Source organism: Streptomyces sp. NPDC002520, assembly GCF_053595235.1.
Window position 1 is genome coordinate 107,113 of the sequence record NZ_JBSFXG010000010.1, and the last position, 20,595, is coordinate 127,707.

The window sequence follows — 20,595 nt, forward strand, 5'->3', positions numbered from 1 at the left end:
GCGGGTTCTGGGGGCCCGCGCAGTCCGCGCTCAGTGATTCCGCCGTGGCCTTCGTTGTCTGAGGCATTGCCTCAGCACTTGTCACGCCCACCGCTCCGGCGAGCAGCGCAGCAACGCAGAACGCACCGACGAGGTGTCTGATGTGCTTCTGGACGCTTGTCACCATGGTGATCTCCCTTGACCTGGGGTGATGGATTACTCCTGATTTGTCGGTTTGGTACTACAGCTTGGTGCTACAGCCGGACCACTGTCAACGGCCTGGAGGTGGGGGAGTCCAGTGGGGCCGGTGCGGCAGTGGGGGCGGTCTTTGCGGGGCCGTCCCGCGATGGTGTGCCCCTGCCGCATGTAGTGGCGACACTCCGGACAGCCCACCCACGTGATCGATGACAACTGGACCACTCCCACGCGACGGTCCCACAGACAGAGACGAGGAGGATCCACAAGGGAAACACCCGGTCCCTGCCCGTCTACGACCCGAGGATTCCTGGAGAGCCCGACCCCAGCGTCGGGCGGCAGCCATGCCCGCCCGGCGACCAACAGCCGACAGCCGCCGGCCCACCGCGACCAACTCGACTCCGCCGCCCCAAGCGAAAAGGGGAGGCTGGAACCAATACCGTATTGAGGCTAGAACTTGATCACCGACACCGAGGCCGAGCCCTCATTGGCCGTGTAGGCCCGGCGTCCGTCCGGGGAGACCGCCACCCACACCGGGTACCCGCCGACAGGGATGGGGTTGCCCACGGTGCGGTTGGTGGCGGTGTCGATCACCGACACCGAATCCGGGCCGGAGTTGGCTGTGTAGGCCCGGCGTCCGTCCGGCGAGACCGCCACCCCGACTGGCTTCTTGCCGACGCTGATGGGGTTGCCCACGGTGCGGTTGGCGGCGGTGTCGATCACCGACACGGAATCCGAGCCGGAGTCGGCCGTGTAGGCCCGGCCTCCGTCCTGGGAGACCGCCACCCCGTACGGCTTCTTGCCGACGCTGATGGGGTTGCCCACGGTGCGGTTGGTGGCGGTGTCGATCACCGACACGGAATCCGAGCCGGAGTTGGCCACGTAGACCCAGCGTCCGTCCGGGGAGACCGCCACCCCGACCGGGTCCTTGCCGACGCTGATGGGGTTGCCCACGGTGCGGTGGCTGGCGGTGTCGATCACCGACACCGAATCCGAGCCGTAGTTGGCCGTGTAGGCCTGGCCTCCGTCCGGGGACACCGCCACCCCCTGCGGCTTGTCGCCGACGCTGATGGGGTTGCCCACGGTGCGGTGGGTGGCGGTGTCGATCACCGACACCGAAGCCGGGCCGAAGTAGTTGGTCGCGTAGGCCCGGCGCCCGTCCGGGGACACCGCCACCGCGCCCGGGGATTTGCCGACCTGGATCGAGGTCACGGACGGTGCGGTGGGACCCGAGGAGCGGGACTGTGCCAGGTAGATTCCGCCGCCCGCCGCGGCAAGCGCCACCAGCGCCACCCCTGCGATGAGCCTGGCCCGTCGGTTTCTGGGCCGCGGTGGGCGGGGCCGCGGCCGGGCCTCGTCCCCTTTGTGTGGCAGCGGTTCCAGGGGCGGGCCGGTCGGTTCCTCCGGCTCGACCGGCGACAGGATCTCGGTCGGCGGGGCCGATTCCCGGGGGCGCGGCGGCTTCGAGGCGGGGGGCCGCTCGGGCGGCGGCACCTCCGGTGAGGGAGCCGGCTGCGGCAAAGGGGACGGGTGGGGCTGGTCGGCGATGGAGGCGAGCCGCCGGGCGGCCTCCTCACCGTCCATCCTGTCCGCGGGGTCCTTGGCCAGCAGCCCGACGAGGACCGGGGTCAGCTCCGTCGCCCGGCGCGGCAGGCTCGGGGGCTCGAACAGCAGGGCGCCCAGCGTGGCGAGGGCGGTGTCGCGGTCGAAGGGACCGGCCCCCTCGATGGCGTAGTACAGGGTGGCCCCGAGCGAGAACAGGTCGGCGGCAGGGGTGGGCGGCTGACAGTTGGCTCGCTCCGGGGCCATGAAGCGCGGCGTCCCGAGGATCTCCAGGGTGGCGGTCAGGCGGTCCTCCCCGGAACTCGGCTCCAGCGCGATGCCGTAGTCGGTGAGCATCACCTGGCCACCGCCCTCCGTCGGATAGGAGGGCCGGGGCCCCGGATGGGTCAGCAGGATGTTGGCCGGTTTGACGTCCCGGTGCAGGACGCCGAGCCGGTGTCCCTCCAGCAGGGCGTCGAGGACCGCCAGACCGATCCGGGCGACGTCGCCGGGAGGCAGCGGCCCTTGCTCGCGCACCACCGCCTCCAAATCCATGGCACCGGGCACGAACTCCATGACGATCCACGGCAGACCGCCGTCCTCCACGATGTCGTGCACGGTGACGACATGCGGATGGTTGCGCAGCCGGGCGGCGTGCCGGGCCTCGCCGCGGGCCCTCGCGATCCGGGTACCCACCTCGCATTCGGGAACGTCCGGCGGCAGAATGATCTCCTTGAGCGCGACCTCGCACGCCAGTTCCTGGTCGTACGCCAGCCACACACGTCCCATGCCGCCGGTACCGAGCCGACGCAGAAGCCGGTAACGTCCGGTGATCACGCGTCCGGCGGCCTCTTGCGCTCCTGTCATGGCACTCCTCTTCCAGGACGGCCAGCAGGGGTTCCCCGGTGAGCGCTGAAGGGGCTCTCTCCACGTATCGCATATCGCTCGAAGAACGGCAACTCGCCCAGAACGGCTGTAGCCCGAACAATTTCTCGACTCTCGCGCTTTCCCGCTCCTGATCCCGACACCGCCGCGCCGGAAACATACGTTCCCCACGCCCTCCTTGATCCACGTCGTGGTACCCGCAGGCATGCTGGCCGAATGCCCGCAAACCACGCTGGAAGCGGAGGGCGGCTCGACCATCCGCCCTTGGGCGGACAAGGACGCCCCCGTCGCGCTCATGGAGTTCCAGAACCCGGCCATTCAGCCTGGGTCCACCGCGTAACACCTGATCACGTGACGTAATGGCTGATCACGTGACGTGATCGGTTTCCAGATGGATATCCCCGGGTCCGGGCAGGGGAGCATTTCCGGATGGCGGTTCTGGTGGCGGGTTCTCCAAGATCCTTCACGTCGCGGGCAGGCAGCGTGCGCGGTCGGTCAGGTGCGCAGGCAGTGGCCGACTGCCGTCTTCAGCTGTTCCAGCGCGTCGAGCCAGGGTCACCGAGCCGGCAAGTGCCGGGTCGAGATCCGTGCCCCAGCGGCCAGCCGGGCCGGGACGCCCCGATGCGACCGAGGAGAGCGTCGTGGAGGGCTGGCCTCGAACCGGCGACGACGGCTGCTTCTCCACCGTCGACCGCAAGAAGGACCTCAGCATCCGCAGCGACTTCATCGCCTACCCGCGGGAGATCGAAGCGGTTCTGTACGAGCACCCCTTCGTCGCCGAGGAGCTGAGGTCATCCGTCCGTGACCCGGTCGCGGGCCGTACGACCGTGACCTGGTCGCGGGCCGTACGAGTGCCCGCGCGAGGCCCGGCTCGTCGACGCCCTCCCGGAGGGGCCCACCGGCACGATCCTCAAGGGGCGGATCGCCGTTCCCACGTCGCCCTGGCGCGCGGTGTGCACCCCGCCTCGGAGGAGGGGCGGCGGGTCGGGGACGTTTGTCAAGCCCCGAATTCCGGGGACATGACGCGGTGCGCCGGGCGGGGGTCAATTGAGGCATGGGTTCACGCAGACCAGGTGGCCCACCGGGATGGTCCGGACGGCATTGGCGGGACGTTTCTCCCGCGGCCGCCCCGCCCGGGAACCGGCAGGACCGTTTCGACACATTCCTTTCCCATCATTTTTTACCAAGGAGATTGATCATGGCCCGCACACCTCGTACACAGCGTCTGCCGATCCTCACCGCTTCTGCTGTCCTCGCCGTGGGAGGGCGCGCTGATCCCCACCGCCGCGTTCGCCGCTCCGGCCCCGGCCCCGACCAGTGCCGTGGCCACGCAAGCGCCCCAGGCCAAGACCGTCAGCGGTTACGCCAAAGATATTGAGTACTGATCGGACTCGTCGGGCTCGGTTACTCCGAACTCCAGCTACTACTCGTCCTCGTCGGGTGTTCAGGATCGGTTTGTGACAACTGACCTGAACACCATCGTGACCGCCCTGCACACGAAGATCGACGATGAGTGGGCGGGGATCGCGCGTCTGCCTGGCGGCCCCTGAAGCTCAGTCACTCGGAGTTGCTGTGCCTGGCGGTGATGCAGGCGATGCTCGGTTGCCACTGCGAGGCCCGCTGGATGCGGCACGGGCGCAAGCACGACCGGGACATGTTCCCGTATGTATGCCGTCTCATCCCGTCTCCTTCCTCACGTTTCTCACGTTCCTCACGCCACCACATGGGGGTACCCGCGCATGTCCACGCCTTCTCGGGGCCAGCAGCCCGGCCAGCCGCAGCAGCCGTTCCAGCCGCAGGCCCCGGAACCTCACAAGAAGAAGGGCAAGGGAAAGACCTGTGCCGGAGTCGGCTGCCTGGGTGTCGTCGGCATCCTGGTCATCGCCGGCGCGATCTACGCTGCTACCGGCGGCAAGTCCAGCAGCGGTACTGACAAGAGCCCGGCCGCCGAACTCTCGGACGCCGGCAACGGCTCCAAGGCCTCCGCCTCGCAGTCTGCCACCCAGAAGGAGGTGCCGCAGACCGTCACTTACGTCGTCACCGGCACCAGCGGCGCCGACGTGCAGTACGGCCCGGTCGGGTCCGCCGCCCAGGGCAAGGTGCCGATGAGCGTGACCAGGCCGCTTAAGAACGGGCAGCATTACGCGATCACCGCGCAGCTTCAGGGGGGCGGCCATGTCACCTGCCAGTTGAAGGTCAACGGCAGGGTCATCTCGCAGTCCACCGCGTCGGGCGACTACAACATCGCCTCCTGCGAGACCAGCAAGGACACCTTCAGCGAGAAGTGGCCCTGATGTTGAAGTGGCTCTCGTTGTAGGGATTGTCGTGGCTGGCTTGGGTCGTGAGTGGCTCCTGGTCATGCCGAGGTCGATCAGAAACTGGGAGACCTACTTGCCCGTCATCGATGTGCCGCGGTCGGCGTGCACGGCCTCGGGCACGATGCCGTTGCGGTCGATGGTCTCGCGGATCAACTCCTCGGTGCGGTCGGCTGATTCGACCAGTTCCACCGTGTGGCTGACCTCAACTGAAGGATCTCGGCGCGTTCTTCGGGGGAAAGCTCCGAGGCCGGTCTTGGGCGCGGCTTGCGCTCCTTCGGCGGCTTGGGGTGCAGGTGACGGTAGTGAGTGGCCCGCGAGCGCCCGGTCAGCCGGCAGGCTGTGACGATGCCGAGGGGTACTGCCAACTCATCAACTACGGTGGGCAGATGCTCATCGAGCACATGCTTCAGTCCGCGCTCGCTCTCGGAGACCGATTCCAAGAGTGCGACAGTCGAGACGTGAATCCGGAATCCTGAGGCATCGCCGCCGGTGGCGGGTGCGCCCGGGGTTATCGGGGGACGGGGTTCAGGTCGTCGCTGGGTCCTGTTCGAGGGTGACCCGGTAGCCGAGGGCTTTCAGCCGGGCGGTAAGCCGCTTGGCCCGGTGCTCGGGGCTGAAGCGGCGTGCTGCTCAGTCCTCGCTCAGGTACCGGCAGGAAGGACAAGGACCTCCCGCCGGGCCGAGACCGGCGGATCAACCCCCACGGCGTGGAAGCCCGCTGCGGCGGCAAACGCGGCATGGTCTTGGACGGCTACAAGGTCTACTCCAGCGAGACCTGCGAGGACGACCTGCCCCACCTGGTGGTGAACGTGGCCACCACTTACGCCGCGGTGGATGACTCCTGCCCGATCGACAGCGTCCGCGAGGACCTGGAGCGGTGCGGGACGAAGCCCGGCGAGCATCTGGCCGGCGCAGGCTGTATGTCCGCCGCGATCATCCTCACCGCTCGTGCCAACTCGTGAAGCGCGTGTAGAACGAGCAGTTCACGACCCCCGCCCGGTCCGAAACGCGGCGTCACAGGCCAAGGGAGACGGCCAGGCGCGTGAGCTCGGCGGTGCTGCTGATGCCGAGCTTGGCCCGGACCCGGCGCAGATACGCATCGACGGTGTGTCTTGAGAGCCCCATGCGCCGGGCCGTCTGCACGTAGGTGTGCCCGGCGGCGATGTGCTGCAGCGCCTCCCGCTCACGCGGGGCCAGCGCAGCCGGGCCGCACGCGAAGGCAGAGGCGGGGGTGGGGGCTTTGGCATACAGGGCGGGTGCAAGGCTCATGGCGGCTTTCCTTCGGCGCATCGGTCCGGTCGTCTCGGCTCACATCGTCGGAGCAGTACACGAATGCTGAAATATATGCATTTGTCCCTAAATGACACGGGTAGGTTCAAGTCGGTTCCACGCCGTCGTATATTTCTTGAAATTTTCGTTATCTGCCCATGTCGGTGCCGTGCAGAACCACCCTCGGAACCCGGCCCCGCACACAGCGCACCGCCCACCGCGGGCGGTCCGCGCCCCGCCTGGCCCGGGCACCTCACCGAGCACTGTGTTGGTGCTTCCTGCCCAGCAGGATCATGCTTGTCGGTAGGGCCCTGGCCGCGGAGGTTCCCCTGGGAACAGTGGTCGAGGAACGAGCGAGGCGAGATGAGCGCCGATGGAGCACCTTCCCACTCCTCCTGGTGAACGGCCGGGCGAGGCAAACGATCCGCTCGAGCCGCCCCGCACCGCCACCGTCACGGCCACGGCCACCGTCGACGAACGCGGCATCGTGACGGGGTGGAGCGAGGGCGCCCGGCGCCTGCTCGGCTACGAGCCCTCACAGATCATCGGCCGCCCTGCTGCCCGCCTGCTCGCTGATGACACCGGCGAGGCCGCCCGCCGGGCGGCCGGGCACCAGGCGGCCGGCGAAGACCGGTGGAACGGCACCGTGGTGCTGCGCCACCAGGACGGCCGCCGCCTCGAAAAGCACCTGCTTGCCCACTGCCGCACCCCCACCGGCGGTGCGGCCACCGAGTGGCTCCTTCTCTGCGCCGTGACCAGCCCGCCGCAGCACCCCGAAAACCGCCCGCAAGGCACACCGGGCGTACCGGGCGAGCGGGGGAAGGAGGAGGGGCCGGGCGGGCTGAGGGAGCTGAAGGAGTGGGCGTTCGCCCAGTCCCCCTGCATCCTGGCCGTCTTCGGCACGGATCTCCGGCTCATCGTGGCGAACACGGGCATGGAGCGCGCCCTCTCGCTCACCGAGGCCGAGATGCGCGGGCTGCGCCTGGTGGACATCGCGCCGCATCCCGTGGGCGAGGAGATCCAGGAACGGATGCGCCGGGTGCTTCAGGACGGCGAGCCGCAGTGGACCGCGGCCTTCCTCCCCGCCGCCCCCGCCGGATGCGCTGACGGCCCAGAAAGTGGCCGGCCGGTGTCGCTCACGGCGCTGCGCGACGGAGCGGACCGGCTGCTGGGCGTGTGCCTGACCGCGTACCAGGGGCACGAGGAGCACACGGAGAGGGAGCGGATGCTGCTGAGCGAGGCCGGCGCTCGTATCGGCACCACCCTGGACATCGCCCGTACAGCCCAGGAACTCACCGACGTCGCCGTCCCCCGCCTCGCGGACTTCGCCGCCGTCGACCTGCTCCCGGCGCGCGGTGAGGAGGCGGGCGCCACCGCTTTGGCCGGGCCGGTCACCATGCGCCGTGCCGCCGTGCGCTCGGTCCTGGAAGGAAGCCCCGAGTCCCCGGTCGCCGTCGGCGAGGCCAGCACCTACCCGGCGCTGTCCCCGGTGGCCGAATGCCTGGCAAAGGACCGCGGGGGGCTCTACGAGATGACCGGCGCCACCCTTGCCCGGTGGGCCGGCGAGGACCCAGGAGCGGCCTGGATCCGCGAATGGGGCACACACTCGCTCATGGTGGTGCCGCTGCGCGCCCGAGGCGCCACCCTGGGCGCCGCCCTCTTCAGCCGCCACCACAACCCCGCCCCCTTCACCCCCCAGGACCTGCAGCTGGCCGAGGAGCTCACCGCCCGGGCCGCCCTCAGCATCCACAACGCCCGGCGCCACACCCGCGAACGCACCACCGCCATGACCCTGCAGCGCAGCCTGCTCCCGCGGACCCTGCCCGAGCAGGCCGCCCTCGAGATCGCCTCCCGCTACCTGCCCGCCGACCCCCTGGCCGGCGTCGGCGGCGACTGGTTCGACGTGATCCCGCTGTCAGGCGCACGCGTCGCCCTCGTCGTCGGGGACGTCGTCGGCCACGGCATCCGCGCCTCGGCCACCATGGGCCGGCTGCGCACCGCGGTAAGCACCCTGGCCGACGTCGACCTGCCGCCCGACGAACTGCTCACCCACCTCGACGACCTCGTCATCCGCCTCTCCGCCGACGAAGCCACCCCCGAAGGCGCCCCCGAGGGCGCCGGTGGCATCGGCGTCACTTGCCTCTACGCCGTCTACGACCCCGTCACCCGCCGCTGCACCCTCGCCCGGGCCGGCCACCCCCCGCCCGCCGTCGTCACTCCCGACGCCGCCGCCTACCTCCTCGACGTCCCCGCCGGCCCCCCGCTCGGCCTGGGCGGCCTGCCGTTCGAGGCCACCGAGACCGAACTACCCGAAGGCAGCCTGCTCGCTCTCTACACCGACGGCCTCCTCGAACCCCGAGATCACGACATCGACGAATCCCTCGACAAAATGTTCGCCGCCCTCGTCCGCCCAGCCCACACCCTTGACACCGTCTGCGACCACGTCCTCACCGCCACCCTCACCCACCGCCCCGACGACGACATCGTCCTGCTCATCGCCCGCACCCACGCCCTCAGCACCGACCGCGTCGCCGCCTGGGACCTGCAACCCCACGCCGCCGTCGTCGCCCACGCCCGCCAAAATGCCACCGCCCAGCTCACCACGTGGGGACTGACCCAGGCCTCCTTCATCACCGAACTCATCGTCAGCGAACTCGTCACCAACGCCATCCGCTACGGCAAACCCCCCGTCCAGCTCCGCATGATCCACCACAACACCACCCTCATCTGCGAAGTCTCCGACACCAGCAGCACCACCCCCCACATGCGCCGCGCCCGCATCTACGACGAAGGCGGACGCGGCCTCCTCCTCGTCGCCCAACTCGCCGACCACTGGGGCACCCGCCATACCCCCACCGGCAAGACCATCTGGGCCGAACAAACCGTCACACCTGACAGTGAGGATGTGACGCGGTGACGCGGTGACGCTGCGGGCGGGTCTGACCCACCACCTGGGGGTCTGTCCAGAGCGCCACCGTACAGACCCCTCTGGGGCTGGGGTCCGGCTAAAAAGTCCAGACGTGCTGGCGGCGGCTGGAACGGTGGCCGCCGCGGCCGTGCGAGCCGCCATCGGGCCCTCGGTCACGGCACTTGCGTGATCGCAACCGGCCCTCCTTCGACGACGCCGATCTCCTGCTGGTTCAGGAGATCGGCGCCCGCGCGGCGGTGTACCTCGACACCCGCCGGCACACCCAGGAGCGCACCGCAGCGCTCACCTTCCAGCGCAGTCTGTTGCCGCAGCGTTCCGTGGAGCAGTCCGCCGACGAGACGGCCTCTGACCACAGCAGCTTGACTCCGTACGCCACCGGGTGCCTTCACCTTGCAGTCGCCGTGCTGCCCCGGAGAACGCGGCTGCGGCCACGGAATTCGGCGCGGCCACCAGGGGTGAGCCGGTCCCCAGCAGAGCGGTCGTCGCCGGGGAAGGGATGACGCCGAGTTCGCGCTCGAAGATCTCCTCGCAGGCCCGGTAAGCCCGCCTGGCCTCGGCGAGGTTGCCCTCTGCGAGATGGGCCCGCAAAAGCGCCCGATGCGCGCTCTCACGCAGCACATCAGAGTCCCTACCGAACCCGGAACGGTTCACGTCCCAGCTGCCCGGCTGTGTGCTGTGGCTCATCGGGCGAGTGTGCCGGGCCGATTGCGGCGCCTCAACCGCATTCCGCTGACACGCTTTCGGCCATGAGCGGCGATCTTGTGCCAGACCTGTGGGCACGTGCGGCTCCCTTGCCGCCACGGCACGCCGAGCGGCGGCACCGGTACGAAGGACGCCATCGGATACCCGGCCGTACCGTGCTGGCGGGCGTCCTCTACGCGCTGCGCACCGGAGTGGCCCGGCGTGACGTGCCGCGTCAAGTGACCGGGTCGCCTGCTGACGAATCGTCACCGTCCGGGCCGCAGCGCCGATGCCGCGGCCGGACGAGTGTCAGGTGTGTTCCCCGGGCCGCCCGCCGACGAGGCGGACGAGGTAGCCGACGGTTCCGTCGCGCTGCGACGTCGTCTCCAGGGTGGCGCCGCGGCGGGCGCACCATCCGGGCAGGGCGGCGCGGACGCCCGGGTCGGCGGTCAGGATCTCGATGGCGCCGCCGGCGGCGATCTCCGACGTGCGGCGGTCGAGCAGGGGCCCGACGCGGGACCAGGGCTCTCCTCCCGCCTCGACCACCACGGCCGGTCCGGGGCGGATGTCTGACATGGGGGGCTCCTCGCCGGTGGTCGCTGGTGCGGTCGGACGGTACGAGAACGCCGTTACCGGGGGATTACCGAGGCCTCGTCGCAGCCCGGCCCGGTCCCGTAACGGGCTCAGTAATTCCTCAGTAACGGCCCGTTCCTAGCCTCCCGGATCAGCTTGGCACCCCCGGCCAGCACCGCCTACGGAGGAGCACATTTCATGCACCTGCCCCGATCGTCCCACCGCAGACGCGCGGCGTGGCTGGCGGCCGTCACCACCGCGGTCGCCGTACTCATGGGATCCGCCCCGGCACTCGCGCAGGCCTCGCACGACGACGCGCCGGCCGCGGCGGCCGCGAAGGTCGACTCCGGTCTGCGTGACGCCGTCGGGCACGGCGCGGACGCCACCTTCTTCGTCGTCATGAAGCAGCAGGCCGACCTGGCGCCGGCCCGGGGGGCGCGCGGCCACGCCGCGAAGGCGTCGTCCGCCTTCGGCGCGCTGCGGGCCGAGGCGAAGGCGACCCAGGCGCCCCTGCGGGCCTTCCTGGACCGGCGCCACGTCGGCTACCAGTCGTTCTGGATCGCCAACACGCTTAAGGTGACGGGTGACCAGGCGCTGGTGGACACGCTGGCGGGGCGCTCCGACGTGGCGCGCATCGTCCCCGAACGGCATTACCACCTGGACAAGGTCGAGGCGGCCTCGATCGCGGCGTCCACGGCGACCGCGTCGGTCGCCGACGACACCACCGTCACGCCCGAGTGGGGCGTAAAGGACATCGGCGCCGACCAGGTCTGGTCGCAGTACGACGACCGGGGCGAGGGCGTCGTCATCGCCAACGTCGACTCGGGCGTGCAGTACAACCACCCGGCGCTGGTCGGCAACTACCGGGGCAACCTCGGAGGCGGCGTCTTCAGCAACGACTACAACTGGTACGACCCGACCGGTCAGTGCGCCTCCGCCGGCGGCTTCCCGTGTGACAACAACGGCCATGGCACCCACACCATGGGCACCATGGTCGGCGCGGGCGGCGTCGGTGTCGCACCGGGCGCGAAGTGGATCGCCGCCAAGGGCTGCGAGTCCAGCAGCTGTTCGGACTCCTCACTGCTCGCCGCCGGGCAGTGGATCCTCGCACCGACCGATCACAACGGGCAGAACCCGCGTCCCGACCTGGCCCCGGACATCGTCAACAACTCCTGGGGCGGCGGCGACACGACCTTCTACCAGAACATCGTCGAGGCGTGGAACGCCGCCGGCATCTTCGAGGCGTTCGCGGCCGGCAACGACGGCAACGGCACGACCTGTTCGACCACCCACGCCCCCGGCTCGCAGGCCCCGGCGTACGGCGTCGGCGCATACGACGCCACCGGCACGATCGCGTCCTTCTCCGGCTTCGGCCCGTCCCTGGTGGACGGATCGGAGAAGCCGAACATCTCGGCTCCCGGTGTGAACGTCAGGTCCACCTGGCCGGGCAGCACCTACCGGGCGATATCCGGCACCTCGATGGCCACCCCGCACGTGGCCGGTGCGGTCGGGCTGCTGTGGTCCGCCGCCCCCTCTCTGATCGGGAACATCGACGCCACTCGCACGCTGTTGAACGAGTCCGCGCGGAATGTGGACGACACGCACTGCGGCGGCACCGCCGACCGCAACAACGTCTGGGGCGAGGGCAAGCTCGACATCTTCGCGGCCGTGGACCGTGCTCCGCACACCGCGGCCATCGTGACCGGCACGGTCACCGACCGCGCCACCGGCGCACCGCTGTCCGGTCACACCGTCAAGGCGGCCGGCGACATCACCACCCGCTCCGTGACCACCGGCACCGACGGCTCGTACCGCCTGACGCTGCCCGCCGGCACCTACACCCTCACCGTGTCCGGCTACGGGTACGCCACCTCGTCCGAGACCGGCTACCAGGTGCGGGCCGGCAGCAATGTCACCAAGTCCTTCACGCTGACCGCCGTGCCGACCCACACGGTCTCCGGCACGGTGCTCGACGTCACCGGCAAGCCGCTGCCCGGCGCCACCGTCCGCGTCACCAACACCCCGGTGGCCGCGGTCACCAGCGACGCCTCCGGCCACTTCAGCTTCCCGAAGGTCGCCGAGGGCTCCTACACGCTGTCCGCCACCCCGGCCGCGCCGATCCTGTGCAACGGCACCTGGAACGGCCCGCTGACGGTCGACGGCGACAAGTCCGTCACCGCCGCGCTGCCGGCCCGCACCGACGGCTCCGGCAGCAGCTGCACCCCGGCGGCGTACTCCTGGATCGCCGGCAGCACCAAGGTCGCGCTGTCCGGTGACGAGAACGTCGCGTCCGTCGCGCTGCCCTTCCCGGTCACCTTCTACGGCGTCCCGTACACGACCGCCCATGTGACCACCAACGGCATGGTCAACTTCCTGGAGCCGCGGCTCGGCGACTACGCCAACACCGCGCTTCCGACGACCGCAGAGCCCAACGGCACCCTCGCCGCTTTCTGGGACGACCTGACGCTCGACAAGAAGTCGAGCGTGCTGACCGCGACGACCGGCACGAGCGGCCACCGGAAGTTCGCGATCGTCTGGCAGAACGCCGCCTTCGCGTCCGACACCTCGGTCCGGGTCACCTTCGAGGCCGTCTTCGACGAGGCCACCGGCGCGATCACGCTGCAGTACCAGGGCATCGGCGCAGGCGCCCTGCAGGCCGGGTCGAGCGCCACCGTCGGCATCGAGAACCAGGCCGGCACCGACGCACTGCAGTACTCGTTCAACGAGGCCGTGCTGACCGACAAGTCCGCCATCCGTTTCGCGCAGGGGACCAAGTGATGAGACGCACCTCCCAGCGGGCCCTCCGGCTCGCCTCCGCCCTGGTGGCCGCCGGCCTGGCGCTCACCGCCGTGCCGACCGCGCACGCCGACGACTCCGACGGCCTGCTGACGCTGACCGACAGCCAGGTGCAGGACCTGGAGCAGCGCGCACAGCTCAACCCGTACGCGGCTGCCGACGGCGCCGGCAACACCGAGCAGACCACCCCGGCCGCCGGCACCGGTTCCGGCACGGACACCGGGACCACCTCCGGGACCACCTCCGGCACCGGCTCGCAGCTCGACGACGCGGGCACCGCCGCCAAACTGTCGGTCAACCCCAAGTCGACCCTCGAAGGCGTGCGCGGCCTGGTCGACACCACCGCGCTGGCCGGCGCCGGAAGCGACTACCTCGCCATCGGCAGCCTCGGCAACGTCCAGCGGCTCACCAAGGACGGCAAGGCGGTCTGGAGCCGCGACAACGCCTCCTTCTACAAGGACTGGAAGGTCACCAACATCCGCCCCTGGGAGACCGAGCCGTACCCGGCCCGGATCATCATGGGCTACAACGCGGTCAGCCCCTTCACCGCCACGTCCCCCCTGGGCTGGACCACCGGCGACCTGACCGGCGACGGCGTCGCCGACCTGGTCTTCTCCGCCAGTGTCGGCATCAACCCGTACCGTCCGTTCACCAGTCCGGGCTCCACGTTGCCCAACGGCACCTTCGTGACGGTCGTGGACGGCAGCACCGGCCGGACGCTGTGGAGCAAGCTCTACGCGTATGCCGCCTGGGTGAAGCTGGTCGGCCCCACCCTGGTGGTCGGCGACGCGCCGTACTACAACCTCAACTCCGCCAAGGACGCCAACGCGACCCTGACCGGCATCCGCTTCGGCCACGCCGACGGCAAGCTGACGCCTGCTCAGACCTGGACCTACTCCACCGGCGACCGCACCGCCGTCATCTGGGGCGGTATGGAGGACCTCGGAAGCGGCCTGCTCGCGGTCTCCTGGAACAAGCGGAAGCTGGCGGCGACCCCGGCGCAGAGCCACACGCTGGTCCTTGACACCGCCGACGGCAGCGTGAAGTGGAAGACCGACGGCACGCTCTACTCCCGGCAGCTGCGGCTGGACACCGAGCGCGGGCGGATCGTCGCCCTGGAGCAGTCGGACCTCACCGACGGCGTGAAGTACGCGCTGGCCGCCTACGACCCGGCGACCGGCGCGCGCACCACCCTGGACACCCGGGTCAACGCGCTGCCGCTCGGCATGACGATCGGCGACCTCAAGGGCGACAGCAAGGCCGAGTACGCGGTCAGCGAGTCCACCCTCGACTCCGACCTGTTCATCAACTCCAGCAGCGTGCGCGCCCTGGACGGCGCCGACGGCAGCACCCAGCTGTGGTCGTACACCATCAAGCGCGACCCGGCCAACGGCAGGGACGGATCCGGCATCTGGGGCCTGAACATCGCCGACGGCCGGCTGCTCGCCTCGATGCAGAACGACCAGTACAAGGACACCGCCCTCAACGAGGGCGGTGTCCGGCTGGCCTCGCTGGTCGCGCTCGCCGGCGAGAGCGGCGTCGTGCGCTGGACGCGGCGCGGGGCGGTCGCCTCGCCGATGTTCGCGCAGCCCTACCAGGACGCCGACGGCTGGCACGTCCGGACCACTGACACCGACGAGAACATCCGCACCTACGGCGTGGGCAGCGGCCACCAGGAGGACCTCCTGCCACTGCAGGGCGACCTCGCCTACGCCCAGTCCACCGACATCAACGGCGACGGCAAGAAGGACCTGGTCGTCGGCGGCCAGTCCCGGGGCCTGTGGGCCTACGACGGCCCGTCGCTGGCGGCGGGCATGCCCAAGCTGCTGTGGAAGACCACTCTTCCGGGCTCGGTGCACCGCATCGCGCTGGCGGACACCAACGGCGACGGCAAGGACGAGATCCTGGTCGCCGCCGACACCGACGCCGTGGTGGTCAACGCCGCGACCGGCAGGATCACGGCGGACATCGACGGCAACGGCCGGTTCGTCCGCTCGGTCACCGGCGCCGACGTCGACGGCGACGGCAAGGCCGAGGTCGTCGTCCCCACCGACAAGGTGCGCGTGTACCGCGGAAGCGGCAAGCCGCTGTGGGAGTACGGCGCCCCGGCCGCCGCGGGCGACGTGGTCTTCTCGGACGTCTCGGTCGCCGACGGCAGGCTCTACACCCAGTACAACTCCGTGCACTCCCTCGACCTGACCGCCCCGGCGGTGAACGGCGTGGCACTGAACGCCAAGGACGGCTCCCTGCGGTGGACCGCCGACCCCAAGGCCCCGGCCGGCGACACCGACGGCAGGATCTACGCGACCGTGCTGCGCAACGGCACCTTCGCCTCGCCGGAGATCCCGTACGCCCACGGCCACGCGGTCGTCTACACCTGGATCTCCAAGGACTCCGGCTGGTGGACGACCGTCGTCGAGATCCGCGACGGCCGCACCGGTGAGGTGCTGCACACCGGCACCGCCGGCGGCCTGGGCACCACCGGCAACTGGTTCACCGGCCCCGAGGGCCTGGTGCTGGCCGGTACCGCCTCGTTCCGCACCTGGACGGCCGACGGCGACTACGGCATCTTCACCCTCCCGACGAACGAGACCGGCGGCTTCGTCACCGGCCCCGACGGGCAGCGGCTGCTCATCGGCGGCGTCCAGTCCGGCGTGTACCTCTGGGACCCGGCGGTGCTCACCGCGGGCCACAACTACCCGGACCACCTGGCCAAGCTGACCGTTCTGGGGGCGCGGAACTACTTCTCCGGCGACCTGAACGGTGACGGCGTGGACGAGGTGGTCTGCCTCAACTTCGACGACGTCGGCTACGACCGGACGATGGACCTGTCGGGCGGCGGCTACTACCTCTCCAACAGCGGCATCCATCAGCTGACGGTGGCGACACTGAACGTCTCCTGACCCGTCCCCGAACCCCGCAGGCCCTCGTGCGTTCCCTTTCGCACGAGGGCCTGCGGCACAGGTGGCCCCACCAGCTACAGTGACGCCACTGTGCAGCACTTCCCCGGCGGGCCCCAGCCCGCCGCTCGGCACGAGGACCGGGCCGCGGCCGCCGCGGACGGCCCTCCACTGCTGCGTCTGCACCTGCTCGGCGGTTTCCGGGTCACCCGCGACGGCGGTGCCCCGCCGGCCGAGCGGTGGACCCGGCCGAGCGCCCAGGCCCTGGTCAAGCTGCTCGCGGTGAGCCCTGGTCACAGCATGCACCGCGAACAGGCGATGGCCGCCTGCTGGCCGGAAGCGGAGCCGGCCGGTGCCCTGGGCAGCCTGCGGGTGGCTCTGTACGCCGCCCGGCGGGCCATACAGCCGGATCTGGCGCCGCGCGCCCCGTCGGCCTACCTCACCGGTGAGGGCACGCTCCTGCGGCTGGACCCGCAGACGGTGTGGATCGACGCGGACCACGCGGAGCAGCTCGCGGAGGCGGCCCTGGCAGACGGCGGGTCCGCCGAACTGGCCCCCGCCCTGGCGGCGTTCACCGGCGAACTGCTGCCCGAGGACCGGTACGCGGAGTGGGCCGCGCCGCGGCGCGAGCGGCTGGCGGCGCTGCGGGAGGCGGTGGAGCTCGCGCTGGCCGAGGCGCACCTCGCCGAGGGCACCCTGGCGGAGGCCGTCGCCGTCGCGGAGCGGGCGCTTGCGGCCGTACCGGCCGAGGAACGCGCGCACCGCGTGCTGATGGCCGCGCATCTGAGGCTGGGCCGGCGGCGTCAGGCCGTACGCCAGTACCACCTGTGCCGGGAGGCGCTGGACGAGGAGCTGGGCGTCCGTCCCGGTGCCGAGACCGAACGGCTGCACCGCCTGGCCCTGGACGACGCCCCGGCCGTACCCGCCGCCCGGGCCGCCGCGCCCGAACTGCCCGCCGCCATCCGCACCTTGCCGGTGACCCCGCTGCGCGGGCGGCGGCGCACGCTTGAACTGATGCTCGCGGGCGGACCGCCGGTGGTGCTCGTCGGCGGGGAGGCCGGGGTCGGCAAGACGCGGCTCGCGGGCGAGACGGCCCGGCGTGCCGCCGCCGACGGGGCCGTGGTGCTGTGGGGCGCCGGGCACGAGGCCGAGGGCCACACGCCGTACGGGGCGTTCGCCGAGGCCCTGGACGGCTGGCTGGCCGACCGACCACCCGCCGAACGGGCCCGCGCGGGCGCGGAGTACCCCGAACTCGCCGCGCTGCTGCCCTCCCTGGGGCGGGCCGGCGACCGGGCCGCCGACCGCAGCCCCGAGAAGGAACGCGACCGGCTGTTCCGGGCCGCCGCCGCGCTGCTCGGAGACCTGGCGGGCACCGGCCCCGTCCTCGTCGTGCTGGACGACCTGCACGCCGCCGACACGGGGTCGTTCCAGCTGCTGAGCCATCTGGCCCGACGGACCTCGGCGGGCCGGCACCCCTGGCGGTTCGCCGTCACCTACCGCGAGGAGGAGCTGGGGTCCGGCGATCCGCGCCGCACCGGCCTGGACTCCCTCGTCCGGCAGGGCCTGGCCCGGCGCGTCGAGCTCATGCGGCTCGGCCGGGAGGAGTGCCTCGCCGTCGCGGCCGACGCTCTGGGTGCCGCCCCCGGCGACGCCGCCGGCGCGGGCCCGTCCGCCGCGCTCGACCGCGTGTGGGAACTCTCGCTCGGCAACCCGCTGTTCGCGGTGGAGCTGGCGCGGGCCGTGCGCGACGGGACGGCCGCGCAGGAGCTGAGCGCGCCGGAGGGGGTGCGGCAGCTCGTCGCCGAACGCCTGGGGCGGCTGGGGGCGACGGCCAGGCGGCTCGTGGAGGTGCTGGCGGTCGCCGGCGGCGACGCGTCGCTGGCCGAGGTGCTGGACGTGGCCGAACACGGCCTGCACCCGCCGGTGACCGGGCCCGAGGCGGCGGAGGCGCTCGACGCCGCGCTGGCGGCGTCACTGGTCGCGGAACGCGATGTCGTGGTCGCGGGCCGGCCCACTCCCGGGCTGGCGTTCCGTCACCCCCTGGTCCGGCTGACCTGCTATGACGGTCTGACGACGGTGCGCCGCCGCCACCTGCACGCGGCCTTCGCGGACGCGGTGCTGCGGCACCGGCCGGACGCCGTGGACGCCCTCGCGTCGCACCTGGTGCGGGCCGACGACCCGCGCGCGGCGGAGTACCTGCGGCAGGCCGCCCGGCGGGCCGCCGCCCTGTGCGCGAACGACAGTGCCGACGGCTACTACCGCGACCTGCTCGCCCGGCTGGACCCGGCGGGTGGCCCGGCCGCGGCCCGGGTCCGCCTCGAATGGGCCGCCGTGCTGCGGCGGATGGCCCGCTACCCGCAGGCCGCCGAGGTGCTGCGGGCCGCGCTGCGGGACTTCGGCACGGCCGGCGAACGGGACACCGAGGCGCTGGCCGCGGCCCGGCTCGCCGAGGTGCTGGTGCGCTCGGGGACGCCGGGGGCCGGCCACGAGGTGCTCGAGCGCTATCCGGCCGCCCGCGACTGCGCCCCGGAAGCGGCCTCTGCGCACAACGTCGCCCGGTCGGTGGTGTGTTTCGTGATGGGCCGTTACGAGGACGGGCACGCGGCCGCCCGCGCCGCTGAGGAGGCGGCCCGCCGGATGGCCGGACCGGGCGGTCAGGTGGCACTGGCGCGGGCGCTCGCCCAGCAGGCGACCTGTCTGGGGTTGGGCGGGCGGTTCGACCTGGCGGGCCCGCCGGCCGAGGAGGCGCTCGCCGTCGCCGAGGCGGCCGGCGACCCGGCCGTACTGGGCACCGTGCTGTCGGTGGCCCGGGAGAACGCCCGGCGCGGCGGGCGGCTGCGGGAGGCCCGCGCCATCGGGAAGCGGGCCCTGGAACTGGCCGAGCACGCGGGCGATCCGACGGCGATGGCGTTCGAACGGACCAACCTCGCCGAACTCCACCTGCTGCTGGACGAGTCCGGGCAGGCCGAGCGGCTGGCACTGTCGGCCGTGTCACTGGCCGAGCCGTTCGGGGAGTGGTGTCTGGCGTTCGCGCTGGCGGCGCTGGCCCGGGTCCGGCTGCCGCACGATCTGCCGGGCGCGGCCGGCCTGCTGGTCCGCGCCGAGGCGGCCGCGATGGACAGTGGCGACCGGCAGGCGTTGGAGGAGGTGCGTACGGCGCAGGCCGAGCTGGCGGTCCGGGCGGGGCACCCCGAGGAGGCGCTGCGGCTCCTGGGCACGCCGGCGCCGGGTACGGGGAAGTCCGCGGCCGCCGCGGTACTCACCGCGTGGGCACACCTCGTGGCGGGCCGCGCGCAGCACGCGGCGGAGCTGGCCGCTGCCGAGGCGGAGCGTGCCACCCGGTCCGGGGAACGGCTGGCCGAGGTGGACGCCCGGACCGCCCACGGCGCCGCCCTGGCCCGTCTCGGCCACCCGGGCCCCGCCGCCGAGGCCTTCACCCGGGCGTCCGCTCTGGCGACCGCTCTTCCCTACCCCGTCGGTGTCTCCCGCATCGCCCTGGCCCGCGGCGAGCAGACCTGAGGGCCATGAGCCCCGAGGCATCGAGCGCGGCACCTACGGCGCTCATCCCGCCCGTCCCGAGACGCCCGACGACGATCGTGGCGTCACGAGCCCGTCCTGGACAGGCCCGTTCACCGGGCTGAGCCCGCGCTGCTTCGGCAAGCTGGTGACCGCCTGGCGCCGCGAGGAAGGCGGTGTGGCGGACGCCCGGACCGCTGGGACGTCCAGCCCTCTCGAAGGCGTACGACTCTCCGGGCTGGGTTGACCGTGGCGACGGTGTCGGCTTCACTGACGCCTCGCCGCACGACTGCCACCTCGTTGTTCCCGAGATCTGCCGGATCCGGCCCCGGAGCGCTGCGCGTGAGCGGACACGAGGGTCGATCTGAGCGGTGCAATGACCGTTGCGATCGGCACGGCCCAGCCGCCCGCCAAGGCGGGAGCGTCCGCCCGACCGCTCGATCCACAGCGACCACCATGGAGTTTCTGCCTTGCCGACGAATCCGTTGACGAACCCTCCCACCGACTCCTTCCCCGCCGGTACTGATGCCGCCGACTCCGCGCGGCCGGGTGCCTCAGAACCCCAGGCAAAGGCTGTCTGGTCGGTGATCACCGGTATGTACGCGGCTTACACCCGCCAGGACCGGGCGGCGATCGACGCGTGTCTGGACCCGGACGCCACGATCTGGGACTCCGCCGCCGCCCCGCTGTTGTGCGGCAAGGCGGATCTGGACCGTGTCCGTGACGGACGTCCCGCGGCGGGTGACGGCCCCGAGGAGTCCGGGCTCGACGCCTACGACCCGGTGATCGACGTCTTCGGTGACCTCGCGCTGCTGCGTTACTGGCTGCGCGTCGACTTCGCACCGGATGCGTCAGGTGCGCCGCTGCGGCCGGAACTCGTACGGAACACCGCTGTGCTGCGCCGCTACCCGGACCAGGACTGGCGCATCGTCCATCTCCACGAGGACGTGCAGCAGGCCGGCGGCACCCCGGTGCGCTAGGGGGTGGCGATGGGGTCATCTCGGTGTCGCGA

11 protein-coding genes and 3 pseudogenes are annotated in these 20,595 nt (G+C 71.6%); 8 read left to right on the plus strand and 6 right to left on the minus strand.

What is annotated here, in order from left to right; all coding sequences use genetic code 11:
- Positions 1–624: 624 nt before the first annotated feature.
- Entirely contained in the window at positions 625–2,583 is a 1,959-nt protein-coding gene (locus ACWD5D_RS16780) for a serine/threonine-protein kinase (protein ID WP_451373443.1), read from the minus strand.
- A gap of 1,475 nt (positions 2,584–4,058) precedes the next feature.
- Between ACWD5D_RS16780 and ACWD5D_RS16785 the strand changes: the two are divergent.
- Together ACWD5D_RS16785 and ACWD5D_RS16790 are read left to right on the plus strand one after the other, a co-directional pair.
- Positions 4,059–4,270: pseudogene (locus tag ACWD5D_RS16785) on the plus strand (IS982 family transposase); the annotation flags it as partial.
- Positions 4,271–4,340: 70 nt separating this feature from the next.
- A complete protein-coding gene (locus ACWD5D_RS16790; protein ID WP_451373566.1) occupies positions 4,341–4,895 on the plus strand; it encodes a hypothetical protein in 555 nt (184 codons plus the stop codon).
- A gap of 4 nt (positions 4,896–4,899) precedes the next feature.
- Here ACWD5D_RS16790 and ACWD5D_RS16795 read toward each other — a convergent pair.
- A pseudogene (locus ACWD5D_RS16795) lies at positions 4,900–5,096 on the minus strand (IS3 family transposase); the annotation flags it as partial.
- 530 nt (positions 5,097–5,626) lie between these two features.
- Between ACWD5D_RS16795 and ACWD5D_RS16800 the strand changes: the two are divergent.
- On the plus strand, positions 5,627–5,881 hold the full coding sequence (locus tag ACWD5D_RS16800; RefSeq protein ID WP_451373444.1) for a hypothetical protein: 255 nt from the start codon (positions 5,627–5,629) through the stop codon (positions 5,879–5,881).
- A 52-nt stretch (positions 5,882–5,933) separates the two neighbouring features.
- Here the strand turns inward: ACWD5D_RS16800 and ACWD5D_RS16805 are convergent, their stop codons facing one another.
- Positions 5,934–6,188, minus strand: a complete 255-nt coding sequence (locus tag ACWD5D_RS16805; RefSeq protein WP_451373445.1) for a response regulator transcription factor — start codon at positions 6,186–6,188, stop codon at positions 5,934–5,936.
- 373 nt (positions 6,189–6,561) lie between these two features.
- On the opposite strand from ACWD5D_RS16805, the gene ACWD5D_RS16810 reads away from it, so the two are divergent.
- Complete coding sequence (locus ACWD5D_RS16810) at positions 6,562–9,105, plus strand: SpoIIE family protein phosphatase (RefSeq protein WP_451373446.1); 2,544 nt, start codon at positions 6,562–6,564, stop codon at positions 9,103–9,105.
- A 223-nt stretch (positions 9,106–9,328) separates the two neighbouring features.
- Here the strand turns inward: ACWD5D_RS16810 and ACWD5D_RS16815 are convergent, their stop codons facing one another.
- The 3 genes and pseudogenes from ACWD5D_RS16815 to ACWD5D_RS16825 form a co-directional block, all read right to left on the minus strand.
- A complete protein-coding gene (locus tag ACWD5D_RS16815; protein ID WP_451373567.1) occupies positions 9,329–9,493 on the minus strand; it encodes a hypothetical protein in 165 nt (54 codons plus the stop codon).
- Between the two features lie 107 nt (positions 9,494–9,600).
- Positions 9,601–9,801 (minus strand): annotated as a pseudogene (locus tag ACWD5D_RS16820) (BTAD domain-containing putative transcriptional regulator); the annotation flags it as partial.
- A 306-nt stretch (positions 9,802–10,107) separates the two neighbouring features.
- Positions 10,108–10,374, minus strand: a complete 267-nt coding sequence (locus ACWD5D_RS16825) for a sulfurtransferase TusA family protein (RefSeq protein WP_451373447.1) — start codon at positions 10,372–10,374, stop codon at positions 10,108–10,110.
- Positions 10,375–10,569: 195 nt separating this feature from the next.
- Between ACWD5D_RS16825 and ACWD5D_RS16830 the strand changes: the two genes are divergently transcribed.
- The 4 genes from ACWD5D_RS16830 (at position 10,570) to ACWD5D_RS16845 (ending at position 20,563) form a co-directional block, all read left to right on the plus strand.
- Positions 10,570–13,149, plus strand: a complete 2,580-nt coding sequence (locus ACWD5D_RS16830; protein WP_451373448.1) for a S8 family serine peptidase — start codon at positions 10,570–10,572, stop codon at positions 13,147–13,149.
- Positions 13,149–16,070: an FG-GAP repeat domain-containing protein gene (locus ACWD5D_RS16835; protein WP_451373449.1), complete on the plus strand. Its 2,922-nt coding sequence runs from the start codon at positions 13,149–13,151 to the stop codon at positions 16,068–16,070. Before ACWD5D_RS16830 ends, ACWD5D_RS16835 begins: the two co-directional genes overlap by 1 nt.
- A gap of 90 nt (positions 16,071–16,160) precedes the next feature.
- Positions 16,161–19,586 (plus strand): ATP-binding protein, encoded by a 3,426-nt coding sequence (locus tag ACWD5D_RS16840; protein ID WP_451373450.1) that lies wholly within the window; start codon positions 16,161–16,163, stop codon positions 19,584–19,586.
- Between the two features lie 467 nt (positions 19,587–20,053).
- Complete coding sequence (locus tag ACWD5D_RS16845; RefSeq protein ID WP_451373451.1) at positions 20,054–20,563, plus strand: nuclear transport factor 2 family protein; 510 nt, start codon at positions 20,054–20,056, stop codon at positions 20,561–20,563.
- The last annotated feature ends 32 nt before the right edge of the window (positions 20,564–20,595 follow it).